Genomic DNA, 16107 nt, shown 5'->3' on the forward strand with positions numbered 1-16107 from the left:
CAGGTTGAAAATTCGCAGGCTCCCGTGGAACCGGCTTCGCCGGGCCACTGGGAGCGTCCCCCTGCCACCGCAGGTTGAGCAGGGGGAAGGCGCGTCAGCGCCTCAGGGGGTCATCTCTTATGGTGCCGCATCCACTCTTCGAGGTAGTGGATGTTGGTGCCGCCCGTCATGAACTTGGCATCGGCCATCAGCTCGCGGTGCAGCGGGATGTTGGTGCTGATGCCCTCGACCAGGGTCTCGGCCAGGGCCGTGCTCATGCGGGCCATGGCCTGCTCGCGCGTGTCACCGTGCGTGATGATCTTGCCGACCATGGAGTCGTAGTTCGGCGGCACGAAGTAGTTGGTATAGACGTGCGAATCGACACGCACACCCGGGCCGCCCGGCGCGTGCCACATGGTGATGCGGCCCGGCGAGGGCGTGAACTTGTAGGGATCTTCGGCGTTGATGCGGCACTCGATCGCGTGGCCGCGGATCACGATGTCCTTCTGGGTGAAGGGCAGCCTCTCGCCAGCCGCCACCATGATCTGGGTCTTGACGATGTCCACACCCGTGATCATCTCGGTCACCGGGTGTTCCACCTGCACGCGCGTGTTCATCTCGATGAAGTAGAACTCGCCGTTCTCGTAAAGGAACTCGAAGGTGCCCGCACCACGGTAGCCGATCTTCTTGCAGGCGGCGACGCAGCGCTCGCCCACCTTCTCGATCAGCTTGCGCGGAATGCCGGGCGCCGGCGCTTCCTCGATGATCTTCTGGTGACGCCGCTGCATGGAGCAGTCGCGCTCACCCAGGTAGACGGCGTTCTTGTGCTTGTCGGCCAGGATCTGGATCTCCACATGGCGCGGGTTCTCCAGGAACTTCTCCATATAGACGGCCGGGTTGTTGAAGGCCGCACCGGCCTCAGCCTTGGTCATCTGCACGGCATTGACCAGCGCCGCCTCGGTATGCACCACGCGCATGCCGCGCCCACCGCCGCCACCGGCAGCCTTGATGATGACCGGGTAGCCCACGCTCTTGGCGATGCGCTTGATCTGGGTCGGATCGTCGGGCAGTTCGCCCTCGGAACCCGGCACGCAGGGCACGCCGGCCTTGATCATGGCCTGCTTGGCCGAGACCTTGTCGCCCATGATGCGGATGGACTCGGGGGTCGGGCCGATGAACTGGAAGCCGCTTTGCTCCACACGTTCGGCAAAGTTGGCGTTCTCGCTGAGGAAGCCATAGCCGGGGTGGATGGCCTCGGCATCCGTCACCTCGGCGGCCGAGATGATGGCTGGCATGCTGAGGTAGCTCTGGGCCGAAGGCGCCGGGCCGATGCAGACAGCCTCTTCGGCCAGCTTGACGTACTTGGCTTCGCGGTCGGCCTCGGAATAGACCATCACCGCCTTGATACCCAGCTCGCGGCAGGCGCGCTGGATCCGGAGAGCGATCTCTCCCCGGTTGGCCACCAGGATCTTCTTGAACATGGGGTGACAGCCTTATTCGACGATGAACAGGGGCTGTCCGTACTCCACGGCCTGGCCGTTCTCGCACAGGATCTGCGTGATGGTGCCGGCCTTGTCGGCTTCGATCTCGTTGAGGATCTTCATGGCCTCGATGATGCAGATCGTCTCGCCCTGCTTGACGGCCTGGCCCACTTCCACGAAGGCCTTGGCGCCGGGCGAGGCCGAGCGGTAGAAGGTGCCGACCATGGGCGACTTGACGGCATGGCCACTGGGGGCCGGCGCAGCAGCTGCCGGAGCCGGTGCGACGGCCGGAGCAGCCGCCAGGGGTGCAGGCATGGCCTGTGCCATCGGCATCTGATAGCTCTGAACCATGGCACCGCCACCCTTGACAATACGCACCTTGCCTTCGGCTTCGGTGATTTCAAGTTCCGACACGTTCGAGTCAGACACCAGATCGATCAGGGTCTTGAGTTTTCGCAAATCCATGGGATCTCCAACATCGTTATTCAATGTTGCTCCAATTTAGAACAATTGGTAGCAATTTCCAGCCATCTACGGCGAATTCGATTGCCCGGGCATGGCCGGGCGCCATCATAAGCGATCTGGCGACCACTATTTCAGTTCGCGCCAGAGCGTCAGATCGCGGGCGGAAAGCTTGCCGATTTTACGGTTCAGGATGCCCCCATCGGCACCGACCAGCACCGTAAAAGGCAATCCACCCACCTGATTGCCCAGTGTTTTGCTGAGCGTCAGGCCCTCCATTCCCGCCAGGGCCACCGGGAAAGCCAGGGGCTGACGTTGCAGGAAGGCCTTCACCGGCTCAAGCTTGTCGACGGCAATTCCAACAACTTGCCAGCCTTTGGCCTTGTTTTCTTCAAAGAAAGCGTTCAATAAAGGCAATTCCTCAACACAGGGCGGGCACCAGGTGGCCCAGAAATTGATCAGCAGGGGGCGCCCACGCAGGCTGCTGAGCGCAAGGCGGGAGCCGGCCGGTGTGTCAAATTCCAGATCCCAGAGTTGCAGGGCGGTCGCCTGATCCAGCGGTGCCGGCGCATAGCGCCACCAAGCCAGCCCCGCGCCAGCCAGCCCGGCCACGGCTGCCGCCATGGCATAGAGGGCGCGTCGGCGCTTCGGGGAGTTGCTGCTTTTCTGCTCCACAAAATTCCTCAACGGTTTTCTACTTCACTCAAAAGTCGCCGTACCGCCGACAAATCCCCACGTGGCGTACGGTTCTTGCTGTCACGCAGCAGGGCGCCGCGCAGATCGTCCAGGTCATGGACCATCAAATGTACCCCGATCGTCTCACCCAGTTCGCGGCAAGGGGCATGGAAGCTCAGGGCTTCGACGGGCTCCCGGTGCAGGCCGGTCACGGTGCGCGGCTGGTAGGCCACGCCCTGGTCGATCAGTTCGATCTCGGCCGACTTCTCGTCCTCACAGAACAGCTGGAGATAGATATCGGACAGGCGCGTCGCCGTGCCATGCCAGACCGCCCCGCTCAGATGCGGCCGGAAGCGCTCCAGCCGCTCCATCCAGAGCAGGGCCAGTCGGCGCAGGGCCTGCAGCTCGGCCGGCTGGGTGTCGGCACAGAACAGCGCAATGTATTCGCGCACCGCATCCTCGACTGCATCGTTGTCGGGCAAGGGCGCGCGCTGCGGCAGGCCCAACTGCTTCACGGCACGGCGCTTGGCCGGGCCGTACTCCAGGCCCTCGTCCACCACCATCTGGGCCGCAACCGCGGCAATTTCTTCCTGAACATTCACAGGCCGGATTGTGCTCCTCGAGCCCAATCCCCACAGTGGCCGCAGGACCAGACCCTAGAATCGCCCGATGCATATTCATATCCTCGGCATCTGCGGCACCTTCATGGGGGGACTGGCCGCCCTCGCCCGCGAGGCGGGCCACAAGGTCACCGGCTGCGATGCCGGCGTCTACCCGCCCATGAGCGACCAGCTGCGGGCGCTGGGCATCGACCTGATCGAAGGCTTCGGTGCCGAGCAGATGAGCCTGCAGCCCGACATGTACGTGATCGGCAACGTCGTCAGCCGCGCCCGCACGGCCGACGGCAGCCCGAAGTTTCCGCTGATGGAAGCCATCCTGGAAGCCGGCGTGCCCTACACCAGCGGCCCGCAATGGCTGGCGGAGCACGTGCTGCAGGGCCGCCATGTGCTGGCCGTGGCCGGTACCCACGGCAAGACCACCACCACCTCCATGCTGGCCTGGATCCTGGAAGTGGCGGGTCGCCAGCCCGGTTTTCTGGTTGGCGGTGTGCCCATGAATTTCGGCATCTCGGCCCGGCTGGGTGGCCCAGTTGCAGCTGGCCAGCGGCCGCTGTTCGTGATCGAAGCTGACGAATACGACACTGCCTTCTTCGACAAGCGCAGCAAGTTCGTGCACTACCGCCCGCGCACCGCCATCCTGAACAACCTGGAGTTCGACCACGCCGACATCTTCGATGACCTGGCCGCCATCGAGCGCCAGTTCCATCACCTGGTGCGCACGGTGCCGGGCTCGGGCCGGGTCGTGGTCAACGGGCTGGAAGAAAGCCTGACGCGCGTGCTGAACGCCGGCTGCTGGAGCGAGCAACGCAGCTTCGGCGCAGCGGTCAGCGACTTCAGCGCGCGCGGCGAACCCCATGACTTCGAGGTGCAGCAGCAGGGTCGGCCGGTGGCCCGCGTGCAGTGGGCGCTGACCGGCGTGCACAACCAGCTCAACGCGCTGGCCGCCATCGCCGCGGCCGAACACGTGGGTGTGGCGCCGGAGGTGGCAGCGCGCGCCCTGGCGGACTTCCAGAACGTCAAACGCCGCATGGAAGTGCGCGGCACGGTCAAGGGCATCACCGTCTACGACGACTTCGCCCACCACCCCACGGCCATCCGCACCACCGTGGACGGCCTGCGTCGCAAGGTCGGGCCGCAAGCGCGCATCCTGGCCGTCTTCGAGCCGCGCAGCAACACCATGAAGCTCGGCACCATGAAGGCCCAGCTGCCCTGGAGCCTGGAAGACACCGACCTGGCCTTCTGCCACGGCGGCGGGCTGGGCTGGGACGCGCGCGAGGCGCTGGCCCCCATGGGCGCACGCGCCCAGGTGGCCGACAGCATCGATGAACTGGTGCAGCAGGTGGTCGCCGCGGCCCGCCCGGGCGACCACATCCTGTGCATGAGCAATGGCGGCTTCGGTGGCGTGCACCAGAAGCTGCTTGAATCGCTACAAAAAACGTAGCACCTCAAGCCAGCGCGGCATTCAGCGCGAGCGCCGTGCCTTCACTGCGTCGGACAAGACCTGCAGGGCCTGGATGGAATCGTCCCAGCCCAGGCAGGCGTCGGTGATGCTCTTGCCGTACTCCAGCTTGCCTGCATCGTCCTTGCCCGGCGTGAACTTCTGCGCGCCGGCGTTGAGGTGGCTCTCGACCATCACGCCGAAGATGCTGCGTGAACCGCCAGCGATCTGCTGGCCGATGTCGCGCGCCACCTCCAGCTGCTTTTCGTGCTGCTTGCTGCTGTTGGCGTGGCTGCAGTCCACCATCAGCGTGGCGGGCAGCTTGGCGGCCTCCAGCTCCTTGCAGGACGCGGCCACGCTGGCCGCGTCATAGTTCGGGGCCTTCCCGCCGCGCAGGATGACGTGGCAATCCTTGTTGCCATTGGTCTGCACGATGGCGACCTTGCCGTTCTTGTGCACTGACAGGAAGTGGTGGCCGCGTGCTGCCGCCTGGATGGCGTCGGTGGCGATGCGGATGTTGCCGTCGGTACCGTTCTTGAAACCGATCGGCGCGCTCAGACCCGAGGCCAGCTCGCGGTGCACCTGGCTTTCCGTGGTGCGGGCACCGATGGCGCCCCAGGCGATCAGGTCGCCGATGTACTGCGGCGAGATCACGTCCAGGAACTCGCTGCCGGCCGGCAGGCCCAGGCGATTGATCTCGATCAGCAGCTGGCGCGCGATGCGCAGGCCCTCGTCGATGCGGTAGCTCTCATCCAGGTAGGGGTCGTTAATCAGGCCCTTCCAGCCCACGGTGGTGCGCGGCTTCTCGAAGTAGACGCGCATCACGATCTCCAGCGTGTCCTTGTACTTCTCGCGCTGCTCCTTCAGACGACGCGCGTACTCCACCGCGGCGGCCGGGTCGTGGATGGAGCAGGGACCGATGATGACCAGCAGGCGGTCGTCCTTGCCGGCCATGATGTTGTGGATGGCGTGGCGCGTGTGGGAGATCAGGCTCTCCACGGGCGTGCCGCTGATGGGGAAAAAACGGATGAGATGTTCGGGCGGGGGCAACACGGTGATGTCCTTGATGCGTTGATCGTCGGTGCGGCTGGTCTTGTCACCGGGATGCGCATACCAGGCGTCGGTGCTGGTCGCGGGGGCTTGGGTCGTCATCGTGTCTCTCCTTGAACTGGTTTGAAATCTGTGGACGGGCAAAAAAAAACCGCCGGCGGGGCCGGCGGGTTTTGGAATTCGGTACGTTTCTTCAGGGTACGTTCAGAACTCTCTTCCGCCAGCGGCGCTTGAGAACCAAAAGTAGCCAAAAAAGTAGGAACGGGTCGAAACCATGGCGTTCAATATAGCACAGGAAATGGCGGGGCCTGCGGCAGCCGGGCTCAGGCCGTGCCGCCGACCGTCAAGCCCTCGATACGCAGCGTGGGCTGGCCCACACCCACCGGCACGCTCTGGCCTTCCTTGCCGCAGGTGCCCACGCCGCTGTCCAGGCGCATGTCGTTGCCGATCATGGTCACACGGGTCAGCGCATCGGGGCCGTTGCCCACCAGGGTGGCACCCTTGACCGGGTACTGGATCTTGCCCTTCTCGACCCAGTAGGCCTCGCTGGCCGAGAACACGAACTTGCCCGAAGTGATGTCGACCTGGCCGCCACCGAAGTTGGGGGCGTACAGGCCGCGCTCGATGCTGGCCACGATTTCCTCGGGCGCCTTGTCGCCGCCCAGCATGTAGGTGTTGGTCATGCGAGGCATCGGGATGTGAGCGTAACTCTCGCGCCGGCCGTTGCCGGTGGGGCCGGTTTTCATCAGGCGGGCGTTCAGGGAGTCCTGGATGTAACCCTTGAGGATGCCGTCCTCGATCAGCACGTTGCGCTGGGTCGGGTTGCCCTCGTCATCGACGTTGAGCGAGCCACGGCGGTCGGCAATGGTGCCGTCGTCCAGCACGGTCACACCCTTGGCGGCCACGCGCTGGCCGATGCGGCCGGCAAACGCGCTGGAGCCCTTGCGGTTGAAGTCGCCCTCCAGTCCGTGGCCGATGGCCTCGTGCAGCAGCACGCCGGGCCAGCCCGGGCCGAGCACCACGGTCATGTCGCCGGCCGGGGCCGGACGCGACTCGAGGTTGGTCAGGGCCGCGTTGACGGCCTCGTTCACGTACTGGTGAATCATGGCCTCATCGAAATAGGCCAGGCCGAAACGGCCGCCACCGCCCGAAGAACCCATCTCACGCCGGCCCGCCTGTTCGGCGATCACCGTCACGCTCAGGCGCACCAGGGGACGCACGTCGGCCGCCAGCGTGCCGTCGGCACGGGCCACCAGCACCACGTCGTACTCGCCCGCCAGGCCGGCCATGACCTGCGCCACGCGCGGGTCCTTGGCGCGGGCCAGCTTCTCCACCTTCTCCAGCAGCGCCACCTTGGCCGTGCTGTCCAGCGTGGCGATGGGGTCCGTACCCGGATAGAGCGAGCGCGAACCGGCGATTTTCTGCGTCGCGGCCTTCACGCGGGCCGACTGGCCGGCACTGGCGATGGTGCGCACGGTACGCGCGGCGTCGAGCAGGGAGGCCTCGGAAATGTCATCGGAGTAAGCGAAAGCGGTCTTCTCGCCGCTGACGGCGCGCACGCCCACGCCCTGGTCGATGGAGAAGGAACCGGTCTTGACGATGCCCTCTTCCAGGCTCCAGCCTTCGCTGCGGGTGTACTGGAAGTAGAGGTCGGCGTCGTCCACCTTGTGCGCGCGGATCTCGGACAGGGCGCGCAGCAGGTGCGACTCGTCCAGGCCGAAGGGCGTGAGCAGGAGTTCGCGGGCAACAGCCAGGCGCTCCAGGGTGGGTTCGCGTGAAATCATGAGGTCATTGTAGGACGGGCCCATCCCCAACAGGGGTGTAGGGGCTAGGGAAGGTCTGAACAAGTCGCGCCGCGCGCGGCGTGATTTTGCGGGATGAGCCGCAAGGCGCAAAACCCAAGGCAATCCTGGACGGATTGCCTGGTTTTGCAACGAAGCGGATCGCCCGCAAAACCGCGCCCCCGAAGGGGTTCGGCCAAAAACGGGCCCTTTGCCCACCAAACCTCTTGCGTGTGCTGCAGCACACGCTGCGTGGTGTTGGCGGTCAAATCATCCCGTTTTTGACTCGAACGCGCATGGCGGAACTTGTTCAGACCTTCCCTAGGACGGCCCTTCCAGCCAGCGCAGCAGGGCCGCATCATCCAGGTCGGCCAGGCCGGCTGCACTGGCGCGGGCAAACACCTGGGCTGCCGCGGCGCCCAGCGGCCCGCTGTAGCCGGCCGCCTGCGCGGCCTGCAGGGCCAGGTGGGTGTCCTTCTCCAGCAAGGTCATGTGGGCACGCGGCGCATAGTCCCCGGCGATGGCCCGGCGCATGCGGTCCGAGCCGATCCAGCTCTGGCCGCTGGACTGCTCGATCACGTCCAGCGTGCGCCCCAGCTCCAGGCCCATGGCGCGCGCCATCGCCAGCACCTCGGCGGCGGCCACCAGGTTGATGCCGGCGGCCAGGTTGTTGACCAGCTTGGTGCGGGCACCGTCGCCCACCCGCTCGCTGATGCGGAAGATGCGCGAAGACAGCGCGTTCAGCAGGGCGTCGTGCCGGGCAACCAGTTGGTCGGGACCCGCCAGCATCAGGCTCATGCTGCCTTCACGCGCCCGGGCCGGGCCACCGGACATGGGCGCGTCCAGCACCTCGATGCCATGCCGGGCCAGGCGCCCGGCCAGGGATTCGGTGTCCTGCGGGGCAATGGTCGGGCACAGCATCACCATGCTGCCGGGTCGCATCACCCCGGCCAGGCCCAGGGGGCCGAACAGCACCTGCTCGCACTGCGTGGCGTCGACCACGCAGACGATCACCGCCGTGCAGCCCGAAGCCGCCTGCGCCGGGCTGGCATGGGCCGTGGCGCCCACGGCGATCAACGCGGCGTGCCTCTGGGGATCGATGTCGTGCACCTGGACCGGCCAGCCCTGGGCGAGCAGGCGCGCCGCCATGGCGCCGCCCATATTGCCGACACCCACCACGGCCACGGGGTAGGGCACCGGCAGCGACGTCATGACTGGATCAGGCGCTTGGACTTGGCGATGGACATCAGCATGCCCAGGCCCAGGCCCAGGGTGACCATGGCGGTGCCGCCGTAGCTGATGAAGGGCAGCGGCACGCCCACCACCGGCAGGATGCCGCTGACCATGCCCATGTTCACGAAGGCGTAGGTGAAGAAGATCATGGTGATGGCACCGGCCAGCAGGCGCGCGAACAGCGTAGGCGCCTCCATGGCGATGGCCAGGCAACGCAGCACCAGGAAGAGAAAGGCCCCCAGCAGGATCAGGTTGCCCAGCAGGCCGAACTCCTCGGAGTAGGCCGCGAAGATGAAGTCGGTGGTGCGCTCGGGAATGAATTCCAGGTGCGTCTGCGTGCCCTGCATATACCCCTTGCCCAGCACGCCGCCCGAGCCGATGGCGATCATGCCCTGGATGATGTGGAAGCCCTTGCCCAGAGGGTCGCGCCAGGGGTCGAGCAGGGTGCAGATGCGTTGCTGCTGGTAGTCGTGCAGCAGCGGCCAGCGCACGCCGGACGCGCACAGGTCGGACTCGAAGATGATCAGCAGCAGCACAGCGATCAGCCCCAGCAACACCGGGGGCACGATCAGCCGCCAGCTCAGGCCGGCAAAGAAGATCACCGAAACGCCCGCCGCCAGCACCAGCAGGGCGGTGCCCAGGTCCGGCTGCTTGATGATCAGGCCCACGGGCAAGAGCAGCAGGGCGCCTGCCACCAGGAAATCCAGGGGCCGCAACTGGCCTTCACGCTTCTGGAACCACCAGGCCAGCATCAGCGGCACGGCAATCTTGAGAATCTCGCTGGGCTGGATCACCACCCCCACGTTGATCCAGCGCCGGGCGCCCTTCTTGGTGATGCCGAAGATGGCGACCGCGATCAGCAGCGTCACGCCCAGCACATACAGGGGCACGGCAAAACTCATCAGCCGCTGCGGCGGCACCTGGGCCACCACGAACATGATGAAACCGGCAATCAGCATGTTGCGGCCGTGGTCCATGAAGCGCGTGCCGTGGTCGTAGCCCGAGGAGTACATGGTCAGCAGGCCGATACCCGCCAGCATGAACACGACAAAGGCCAGGGGCCCGTCAAAACCCTGGAACCAGGGCATGGCGCGCTGCATCAAGGTGGGGCGTTCAAAGATGACCGGCATGGTGCGCATTATCCCGCCAATGCGCCACAGTCGCCGGCTAGACGATCAGGATTTCCACCACCGTGCGGCCGGGCTCGCTGCTGACCTCCAGCACCACCCCGATGGCGGCGGCGCGCTCACGCAATGAGGCCAAGCCCTTGCGCAGCACCCGCTCGGGATCGAAGCCACGGCCGTTGTCGATCACGCGCAGCCGGGCCCCGCCCCCAGGGCAGGCGCGCAACTCGATGCGCAACTCGCTGGCCTGTGCGTGTTGCAAGACATTGGAGAGGGCCTCGAAAACCATGAACTGCAGCTGGCGCATGGCCTTGCCATCCAGGCGCGCCAGCGGCGGCAGCAGGTCCACGTCCCAGGCCAGGGCAATGTCGGAGGCCTTGAAACGCGGCTCCAGGCGATAGCGCAGGTTGGCCAGCAGGGTGGTGAGGTCGCCCGGCGTCAGGTTCATGGCGTCGATGGAGAGCTTGAGCTGGTCCAGCGAATCGCGCAGGGTCTGCAGCAGGTCCTCGTCACTGGCCTTGCCCGACTGCAGCTGGCGGATGGCTGCACTGATGTGCGAGCCCACGCCGTCATGCATGTCACGCAGGATGCGGGTGCGCTCAGCCGCACGCTCCTGTTCGCGCGCCAGCTGCTCGAGCTGCTGGTAGCTGGCCGCCAGTGCCCGTTCCTTCTCATGCACCTTGGCCGCCATGTTGTCCATCAGGTCACGCGCCTGGGCACTGGCTTCGCGAAAGCGCGTGATCACGATGTAACCCAGCGCCAGCCCGAACAACACCGAGGAGTAACGCATCCAGGAGATTTCGCTGAAGTTGTTGCTGGCGCGTATCACGAGCCAGTCGCGGAAACCCACCAGCACATTGAACACGCCGGCGGCGGCCACCAGCACGTGCTCGGTGGTCGGCTTGCGCACGGAGCCCCAGAAATAGACCGCGGCATAGGCGATAAAGAGAAAAGTGGCAAAGCCATACCAGCCGGTCAGGTAGACGTCGTTGTTCCGGGTGTACGCCAGCCAGGCGGCCGGCGCCGACGTGAGCATCAAGGCCCACACCATGGCCCGCACCCAGCGCATGGAGGCATGCCGATGCCAACCCGCGACGTAGTGGCAGAACAGGGCGGAGCCGCAGAACCAGCCCGCATAGGCCAGGGTCTGCAGCACGCCCCACCAGGGCCAGGCCAGCGGCGGGTCGGTCAGGGCCGTGTCGGACAGGCGCAGCATCCAGCACATCTCGGCGATGCCGGCGCTCAGGTACAGGCCGACACGACGCGGCTGGGTGCCCGGCACGGACTCGACCTGGGTCACCCACAGCAGCAGGGCGATCACGCCCACCACCAGACTGAAGACCGACACGGCGATGGAGCCGTTGACCAGCCAGCGATAGACCGAGTGGTAATGCTCGCGCACCTCGACCTCCGGGCCGACCAACATGCTGGAGAGTCCGCCGCGGCGCCCGCCATCGCCATGCACGATGATGCGGAACAGGTTGTCGCGTTGCAGCAGCTGGGCCGGGATCAGCACGTACTGCGGCGCCTTGGCGTAATCCTCCCGATTGGGCCGGTCCAGATCACCGAAACGCGACAACAGAATGCCGTTGAGCCATATCTCGGCGCGGTTGCCCACCCTGGAGAAATACACCGCATAGGGCTCGGCCGGCGGCTGCTGCATCTGGAGGGGAATTTCAAACACGGCCACCCCAGCTTGGCCACCGTGCTGGCGATCCCAGTTGTAGGGCAGGCTGGTTTCACGCTCCACCAGATCGCCGGCGACCACCGTGCTCACGTATGCCCGGCGCAGCTCCAGCAGTTCCGCCTGCGCCGGCAGCAGCAGGCCCCACAGCAGCAAGAACCCTCCCAGCCTGCGCAGCATCTCCATGCCTCAGCCCCGCGGTGGCAACAGGCCCAGGCGCGAGGCCTCGAAAACCGCCTCGTTCTTGGAATGCACCGAGAGCTTGGAGTACAGGTTCTTGATGTGGGTCTGCACCGTGTGCACGCTGACCGACTGCAGGCGCGCGATCTCGGCATAGGAGAAGCCGCGCGCGATCAGCATCAGCACCTCGTGCTCGCGCGGCGACAGCAGCGGCCCCTCGACCGCCGACCTGGCGGGAACGACCGGCTCCGGCACGGCCATGGCCTCGCCCGGGCGCACGCGGCTGGCGTACTTGGCCAGCACTTTGCGGGCAATCATGGGCGAGATCGGCGAGGCCCCGTCCTTCATCTCCAGGATGGTCTGGGCGATATCGTCCGGCGCCGAGTCCTTGTGGATGTAGCCCAGGGCGCCAGCTTCGATGCTGGCCAGCACGTTGTCCTCGTCGCCGAACAGGGAGATCACCAGCGGCTCGCAGCGCGGATGCAGGCGCGTGGCGTGGCGTATCACCTCCAGCCCGCTGCCGTCAGGCAGGCCCAGATCGGTCAACAGCACGTCGACCATGTTGGCATCGTTGTCCAGCCAGGCCCGGGCCTCGGCCACCGAGCCCACCGCCCCCACCAGTTGCAGGCCCGCGCAGCGTGAGACGCTGGCGGTGAAAAATTCCCGCATCTGCGTATCGTCTTCAACCACCAGTACACGCCACACTTGCATAGACCTGTCGACCTCTCCACTCACGGTTCAGGCAGAGCATAGCCGCTGCTGTCGGCCCTGCCCACGCCGGCCCCTCCCATGTTCATGGGATGCGGCGCCATCCTTTACGATCCGTCGTGACTTATTCACCCCCGACCCCATGCCTGCCACCCATCTGCTCTACCTGCACGGATTCCGCTCCTCGCCGCGCTCGACCAAGGCTCAGCTGGTGCAAGAGCGCATCGCGCAGCGGCACCCGGGCGTGACGCTCTGGTGTCCGCAGCTGCCGCCCTCGCCGCGCGAGGCCATGGACAGGGTCATGCAGGGCATCGCCAACTGGCCGCGCAGGCGCATGGCGGTCATCGGTTCTTCCCTGGGCGGTTTTTATGCCAGCTGGGTGGCCGAACAGACCGGCTGCCGTGCCGCCGTGCTCAACCCGGCCGTGTTTGCGGCCCGCGACCTGGCGACCCAGGTGGGCGTGCACCCGAGCTGGCACGAGCCGCAGGAGAGCTTCGAGTTCAAGGCCGCCTATGTGGACGAACTGCGCGCCCTGGCCGTGCCCGCCATCACGAACCCCGACCGTTATTACGCCCTGATCGCCAAGGGCGACGAGGTGCTGGACTGGCGGGAAATGAGCGCCCACTACCGGGGCGCGCACATGCGACTGCTGGAAGGCAGCAACCACGCCATCACTGAATTTGCCGACCACCTCGATGAGGTGCTGGCCTTTCTCGATCTGGCCAGCTGAGGCTGCCAGCATTTGCTGGGACAATCGGGCTTATGCATGCATTGTTCGATGAAGCCGGCAAATTCCTCGCCGGGCGTATCCTGTCCGAAGCGGAAGCTTCGCTGCAAGTGGAGCTGGAATCCGGCAAGCGCGTCAAGGTCAAGACCGCCAACGTGCTGCTCAAGTTCGAGAAGCCGGCGCCGGCCGAACTGCTGGGCGCGGCCCAGGCCCTGAGCGAGAGCATCGAGCTGGACCTGGCCTGGGAATTCGCGCCCGAAGACGATTTCGGCTTTGCCGACCTGGCCGCCGTCTATTTCCAGGACCCGCCCACGCTGCCCCAGCAGGCCGGCACGCTCTTGCGCCTGCACGAGGCGCCGCACTACTTCCGCCGCGCCGGCAAGGGGCGCTACAAGAAGGCGCCGGCCGAGATCATCCAGCAGGCGCTGGCCGCCATCGAGAAAAAGCGCCTGATCCAGGAGCAGATCGTCGAGTGGGCGCAGGCCCTGGGCCGCGGCGAGTGCCCGCAGCCCATCCGCGAGCAGCTCTACAAGATCCTCTTCAAGCCCGACAAGAACGCGCCTGAGTACAAGGCCGTGGTCGAGGCCTCGCGCGCCACGCACCTCGCGCCGCTGGACCTGCTGCAGAAGGCCGGCGCCATCGACTCGCCCTACCAGTTCCACTGGCGCCGTTTCCTGTTCGAGAATTTCCCCAAGGGCTATGGTTTCCCGGCGCTCGTGGCGCCCGAGATCAAGGATGAGCTGCCCTTGGCCAGCGTCCAGGCCTATTCCATCGACGATTCGGCCACCACCGAGATCGACGACGCGCTCTCCGTGCAGGGCCTGGGCACGGGCACCGTCACCGTGGGCATCCACATCGCCGCCCCGGGCCTGGCCGTGCAGCGCGGCGACCCCATCGACAACGTCAGCCGCGCCCGCCTGTCCACGGTCTATATGCCGGGCTACAAGATCACCATGCTGCCGGACGAGGTGGTGCAGCGCTACACCCTGCAGGAAGGGCGCGCCTGCCCGGCGGTCTCGCTCTACGTGGCCTTCAAGGAAGACTCACTGGAGGTGCTGGGCCACGACACGCGCCTGGAATGCGTCCCGATCGCGCACAACCTGCGCCATGACCAGATCGATGGGGTGGTCACCACCGCCTGGCTGGAAGACCTGTCTTTCAAACACGCGACCCCCGACCCGGACCACCTGAGCGCCGGCCTGCGCACCGAACTGGCTTTCCTGCACCGCCTGGCGCGCCACCTCAAGGCCCAGCGTGAAGTGGTACGCGGCAAACCCGAGACCTTCAACCGCCCGGACTACACCTTCAAGCTCGTGGGCAACGAGGGCGCCGAGCCACAGGGCAGCGAGCAGGTGCAGATCGGCACCCGCAGCCGCGGCGCCCCGCTGGACCTGATGGTGGCCGAAGCCATGATCCTGGCCAACAGCACCTGGGGCCAGTGGCTGGGCGAGCTCGGCGTGCCGGCCATCTACCGCAGCCAGGCTTCCCTCGCACCGGGCATGAAGGTGCGCATGGGCACCAAAGCCCTGCCGCACGCCGGCCTCGGCGTGAAAAGTTATGCCTGGAGCACCTCACCGCTGCGTCGTTATACGGACCTGGTGAACCAGTGGCAGATCATCGCCTGCGCGCGCCACGGCAAGACGGCCGCGCTGGCCGCGCCCTTCAAGCCCAAGGATGCGGACCTGTTCTCCATCATCTCGGGCTTCGACGCCGCCTACAGCACCTACAACGGCTACCAGGCCACCATCGAACGCTACTGGACGCTGAAGTACCTGCAGCAGCGGGGCATCACCGAGCTGGAAGCCACGGTCTTCAAGGACAACCTGGCGCGCGCCGACACCCTGCCACTGGTGCTGCCGGTGATGGGCGCGCAGGGCCTGCCGCGCGGCGCACGCGTGCTGGTCAGGCTGGGCAACATCGACGAGGTAGCGCTGGACGTCAGCGGCACGGTGCTGGAGCGGCTCGACGCCGAGGCGGCCCCGATGGAAGAGGAGGAAGCCGAGGACGCCGAGGCCGAACACCTGGCCGCCGGCCCCATCGCGATTGCGGTCGATGTCAACGAATCCGAGACGCCCGCCGCCGAGGCTTCAGGGGATAATCCGTCCTCGTGAAACTGCGCAAGTTCAGCACTCTCGAATACGCCATCGGCATCTCCGTCGCCGTGCATGCGGTGCTGCTGACGGTGCGCTTTGTCGACCCCGATGCGATCGAGCGCGCCTTCCGCGACACGCCGCTGGAAGTCATCCTGGTCAATGCGCGCGGTAACGCCCGCCCGGACAAGGCGCTGGCGATTGCCCAGACCAGCCTGGCGGGCGGTGGTGAGGCCGAGCGTGGCCGCGCCACCAGCCCCCTGCCCTCGACCCAGCTCTCCGACAGCGGTGACACGCTGGAAGAGGAGTCGCAGAAGCGGATGCAGCAACTGCAGAAGCAGCAGACCATGCTGCTGGCCCAGGTGCGCCAGCAGCTCGCCGCCCTGCCCCTGCCGGACCCCAAGCAGGCCAGGCCCAGCAACGAACAGGCCGCGCAGGAGGCCAAACGCCGCCTGCTGCTCAAACAGCTGGCCGAGATCGAGCGCCGCATCAAGCAGGACAGCCAGAAACCGCGCAAGCGCTACATCGGCCCCTCCACGCGTGAAGAGGCCTATGCCATCTACTACGACCGCCTGCGCCGCGCCATCGAGGACAAGGGCACCGAGAACTTCCCCGCCTCGGGTGGCAAGAAACTCTATGGCGAACTGACCATGGTGGTGACGGTGGACCGCCAGGGCCTGGTGGTCTCCACCGAGATCGCCGAGAGCTCGGGCAACCGTGTGCTGGACCGCCGCGCCGAAGCCATTGCCCGCGCGGCCGCGCCGTTTGGCCGCTTCACCCAGGACATGCGCAAGGAAGCCGATCAGATCGTGGTGGTCTCGCGCTTCAAGTTCTCGCGCAACGAAACCCTGGAAACGCGCCTCAGCGCGCCCTGA

14 protein-coding genes are annotated in these 16107 nt (G+C 66.2%); 4 read left to right on the forward strand and 10 right to left on the reverse strand.

What is annotated here, in order from left to right; translation table 11 throughout:
• Nucleotides 1-110: 110 nt before the first annotated feature.
• The 4 genes from accC to AO057_RS00875 form a co-directional block, all read right to left on the reverse strand.
• Nucleotides 111-1460, reverse strand: coding sequence for an acetyl-CoA carboxylase biotin carboxylase subunit (accC, locus tag AO057_RS00860; RefSeq protein WP_057673847.1), 1350 nt, complete (start codon nt 1458-1460; stop codon nt 111-113).
• 12 nt (nt 1461-1472) lie between these two features.
• Nucleotides 1473-1925 carry an acetyl-CoA carboxylase biotin carboxyl carrier protein gene (gene accB / locus AO057_RS00865; protein ID WP_057673848.1) on the reverse strand — a complete coding sequence of 151 codons (453 nt, stop codon included), beginning with the start codon at nt 1923-1925 and terminating at the stop codon, nt 1473-1475.
• A 126-nt stretch (nt 1926-2051) separates the two neighbouring features.
• Entirely contained in the window at nt 2052-2597 is a 546-nt protein-coding gene (locus tag AO057_RS00870) for a TlpA family protein disulfide reductase (RefSeq protein ID WP_240480704.1), read from the reverse strand.
• 8 nt (nt 2598-2605) lie between these two features.
• Nucleotides 2606-3160, reverse strand: coding sequence for a hypothetical protein (locus AO057_RS00875; protein ID WP_057673850.1), 555 nt, complete (start codon nt 3158-3160; stop codon nt 2606-2608).
• 106 nt (nt 3161-3266) lie between these two features.
• On the opposite strand from AO057_RS00875, the gene mpl reads away from it, so the two are divergent.
• Nucleotides 3267-4658, forward strand: coding sequence for a UDP-N-acetylmuramate:L-alanyl-gamma-D-glutamyl-meso-diaminopimelate ligase (gene mpl, locus AO057_RS00880; protein ID WP_057673851.1), 1392 nt, complete (start codon nt 3267-3269; stop codon nt 4656-4658).
• 21 nt (nt 4659-4679) lie between these two features.
• Here mpl and AO057_RS00885 read toward each other — a convergent pair whose 3' ends face one another.
• The 6 genes from AO057_RS00885 to AO057_RS00910 form a co-directional block, all read right to left on the reverse strand.
• Nucleotides 4680-5807 carry a 3-deoxy-7-phosphoheptulonate synthase gene (locus AO057_RS00885; RefSeq protein WP_057673852.1) on the reverse strand — a complete coding sequence of 376 codons (1128 nt, stop codon included), beginning with the start codon at nt 5805-5807 and terminating at the stop codon, nt 4680-4682.
• Nucleotides 5808-6028: 221 nt separating this feature from the next.
• Complete coding sequence (gene tldD, locus AO057_RS00890) at nt 6029-7489, reverse strand: metalloprotease TldD (RefSeq protein ID WP_057677120.1); 1461 nt, start codon at nt 7487-7489, stop codon at nt 6029-6031.
• A gap of 318 nt (nt 7490-7807) precedes the next feature.
• A complete protein-coding gene (locus AO057_RS00895) occupies nt 7808-8698 on the reverse strand; it encodes an NAD(P)-dependent oxidoreductase (protein WP_057673853.1) in 891 nt (296 codons plus the stop codon).
• Nucleotides 8695-9849, reverse strand: a complete 1155-nt coding sequence (gene rodA / locus AO057_RS00900) for a rod shape-determining protein RodA (protein ID WP_057677121.1) — start codon at nt 9847-9849, stop codon at nt 8695-8697. The genes AO057_RS00895 and rodA overlap by 4 nt, the downstream gene beginning before the upstream one ends.
• A gap of 37 nt (nt 9850-9886) precedes the next feature.
• A complete protein-coding gene (locus AO057_RS00905; protein WP_240480705.1) occupies nt 9887-11713 on the reverse strand; it encodes a sensor histidine kinase in 1827 nt (608 codons plus the stop codon).
• Nucleotides 11714-11716: 3 nt separating this feature from the next.
• On the reverse strand, nt 11717-12376 hold the full coding sequence (locus tag AO057_RS00910; RefSeq protein ID WP_240480706.1) for a response regulator transcription factor: 660 nt from the start codon (nt 12374-12376) through the stop codon (nt 11717-11719).
• A 181-nt stretch (nt 12377-12557) separates the two neighbouring features.
• Between AO057_RS00910 and AO057_RS00915 the strand changes: the two genes are divergently transcribed.
• The 3 genes from AO057_RS00915 to AO057_RS00925 are packed head-to-tail and all read left to right on the forward strand — an operon-like array spanning nt 12558 to nt 16107.
• A complete protein-coding gene (locus AO057_RS00915) occupies nt 12558-13145 on the forward strand; it encodes a YqiA/YcfP family alpha/beta fold hydrolase (protein WP_057673856.1) in 588 nt (195 codons plus the stop codon).
• 32 nt (nt 13146-13177) lie between these two features.
• A complete protein-coding gene (locus AO057_RS00920; RefSeq protein WP_057673857.1) occupies nt 13178-15253 on the forward strand; it encodes a ribonuclease catalytic domain-containing protein in 2076 nt (691 codons plus the stop codon).
• Nucleotides 15250-16107, forward strand: coding sequence for an energy transducer TonB (locus AO057_RS00925; protein WP_057673858.1), 858 nt, complete (start codon nt 15250-15252; stop codon nt 16105-16107). The genes AO057_RS00920 and AO057_RS00925 overlap by 4 nt, the downstream gene beginning before the upstream one ends.

Origin of the sequence: Curvibacter sp. PAE-UM, from assembly GCF_001432305.1 — a bacterium.
Taxonomy (GTDB): Bacteria; Pseudomonadota; Gammaproteobacteria; order Burkholderiales; family Burkholderiaceae_C; genus Hylemonella.

What these genes read in the sequence shown, in the direction of transcription:
- accC (WP_057673847.1), bottom strand. Translation starts at nt 1,460, where the DNA reads ATGTTCAAGAAGATCCTGGTGGCCAACCGGGGAGAGATCGCTCTCCGG.
- accB (WP_057673848.1), bottom strand. Translation starts at nt 1,925, where the DNA reads ATGGATTTGCGAAAACTCAAGACCCTGATCGATCTGGTGTCTGACTCG.
- AO057_RS00875 (WP_057673850.1), bottom strand. Translation starts at nt 3,160, where the DNA reads ATGGTGGTGGACGAGGGCCTGGAGTACGGCCCGGCCAAGCGCCGTGCC.
- mpl (WP_057673851.1), top strand. Translation starts at nt 3,267, where the DNA reads ATGCATATTCATATCCTCGGCATCTGCGGCACCTTCATGGGGGGACTG.
- AO057_RS00885 (WP_057673852.1), bottom strand. Translation starts at nt 5,807, where the DNA reads ATGACGACCCAAGCCCCCGCGACCAGCACCGACGCCTGGTATGCGCAT.
- tldD (WP_057677120.1), bottom strand. Translation starts at nt 7,489, where the DNA reads ATGATTTCACGCGAACCCACCCTGGAGCGCCTGGCTGTTGCCCGCGAA.
- AO057_RS00895 (WP_057673853.1), bottom strand. Translation starts at nt 8,698, where the DNA reads ATGACGTCGCTGCCGGTGCCCTACCCCGTGGCCGTGGTGGGTGTCGGC.
- rodA (WP_057677121.1), bottom strand. Translation starts at nt 9,849, where the DNA reads ATGCCGGTCATCTTTGAACGCCCCACCTTGATGCAGCGCGCCATGCCC.
- AO057_RS00905 (WP_240480705.1), bottom strand. Translation starts at nt 11,713, where the DNA reads ATGGAGATGCTGCGCAGGCTGGGAGGGTTCTTGCTGCTGTGGGGCCTG.
- AO057_RS00910 (WP_240480706.1), bottom strand. Translation starts at nt 12,376, where the DNA reads ATGCGGGAATTTTTCACCGCCAGCGTCTCACGCTGCGCGGGCCTGCAA.
- AO057_RS00915 (WP_057673856.1), top strand. Translation starts at nt 12,558, where the DNA reads ATGCCTGCCACCCATCTGCTCTACCTGCACGGATTCCGCTCCTCGCCG.
- AO057_RS00920 (WP_057673857.1), top strand. Translation starts at nt 13,178, where the DNA reads ATGCATGCATTGTTCGATGAAGCCGGCAAATTCCTCGCCGGGCGTATC.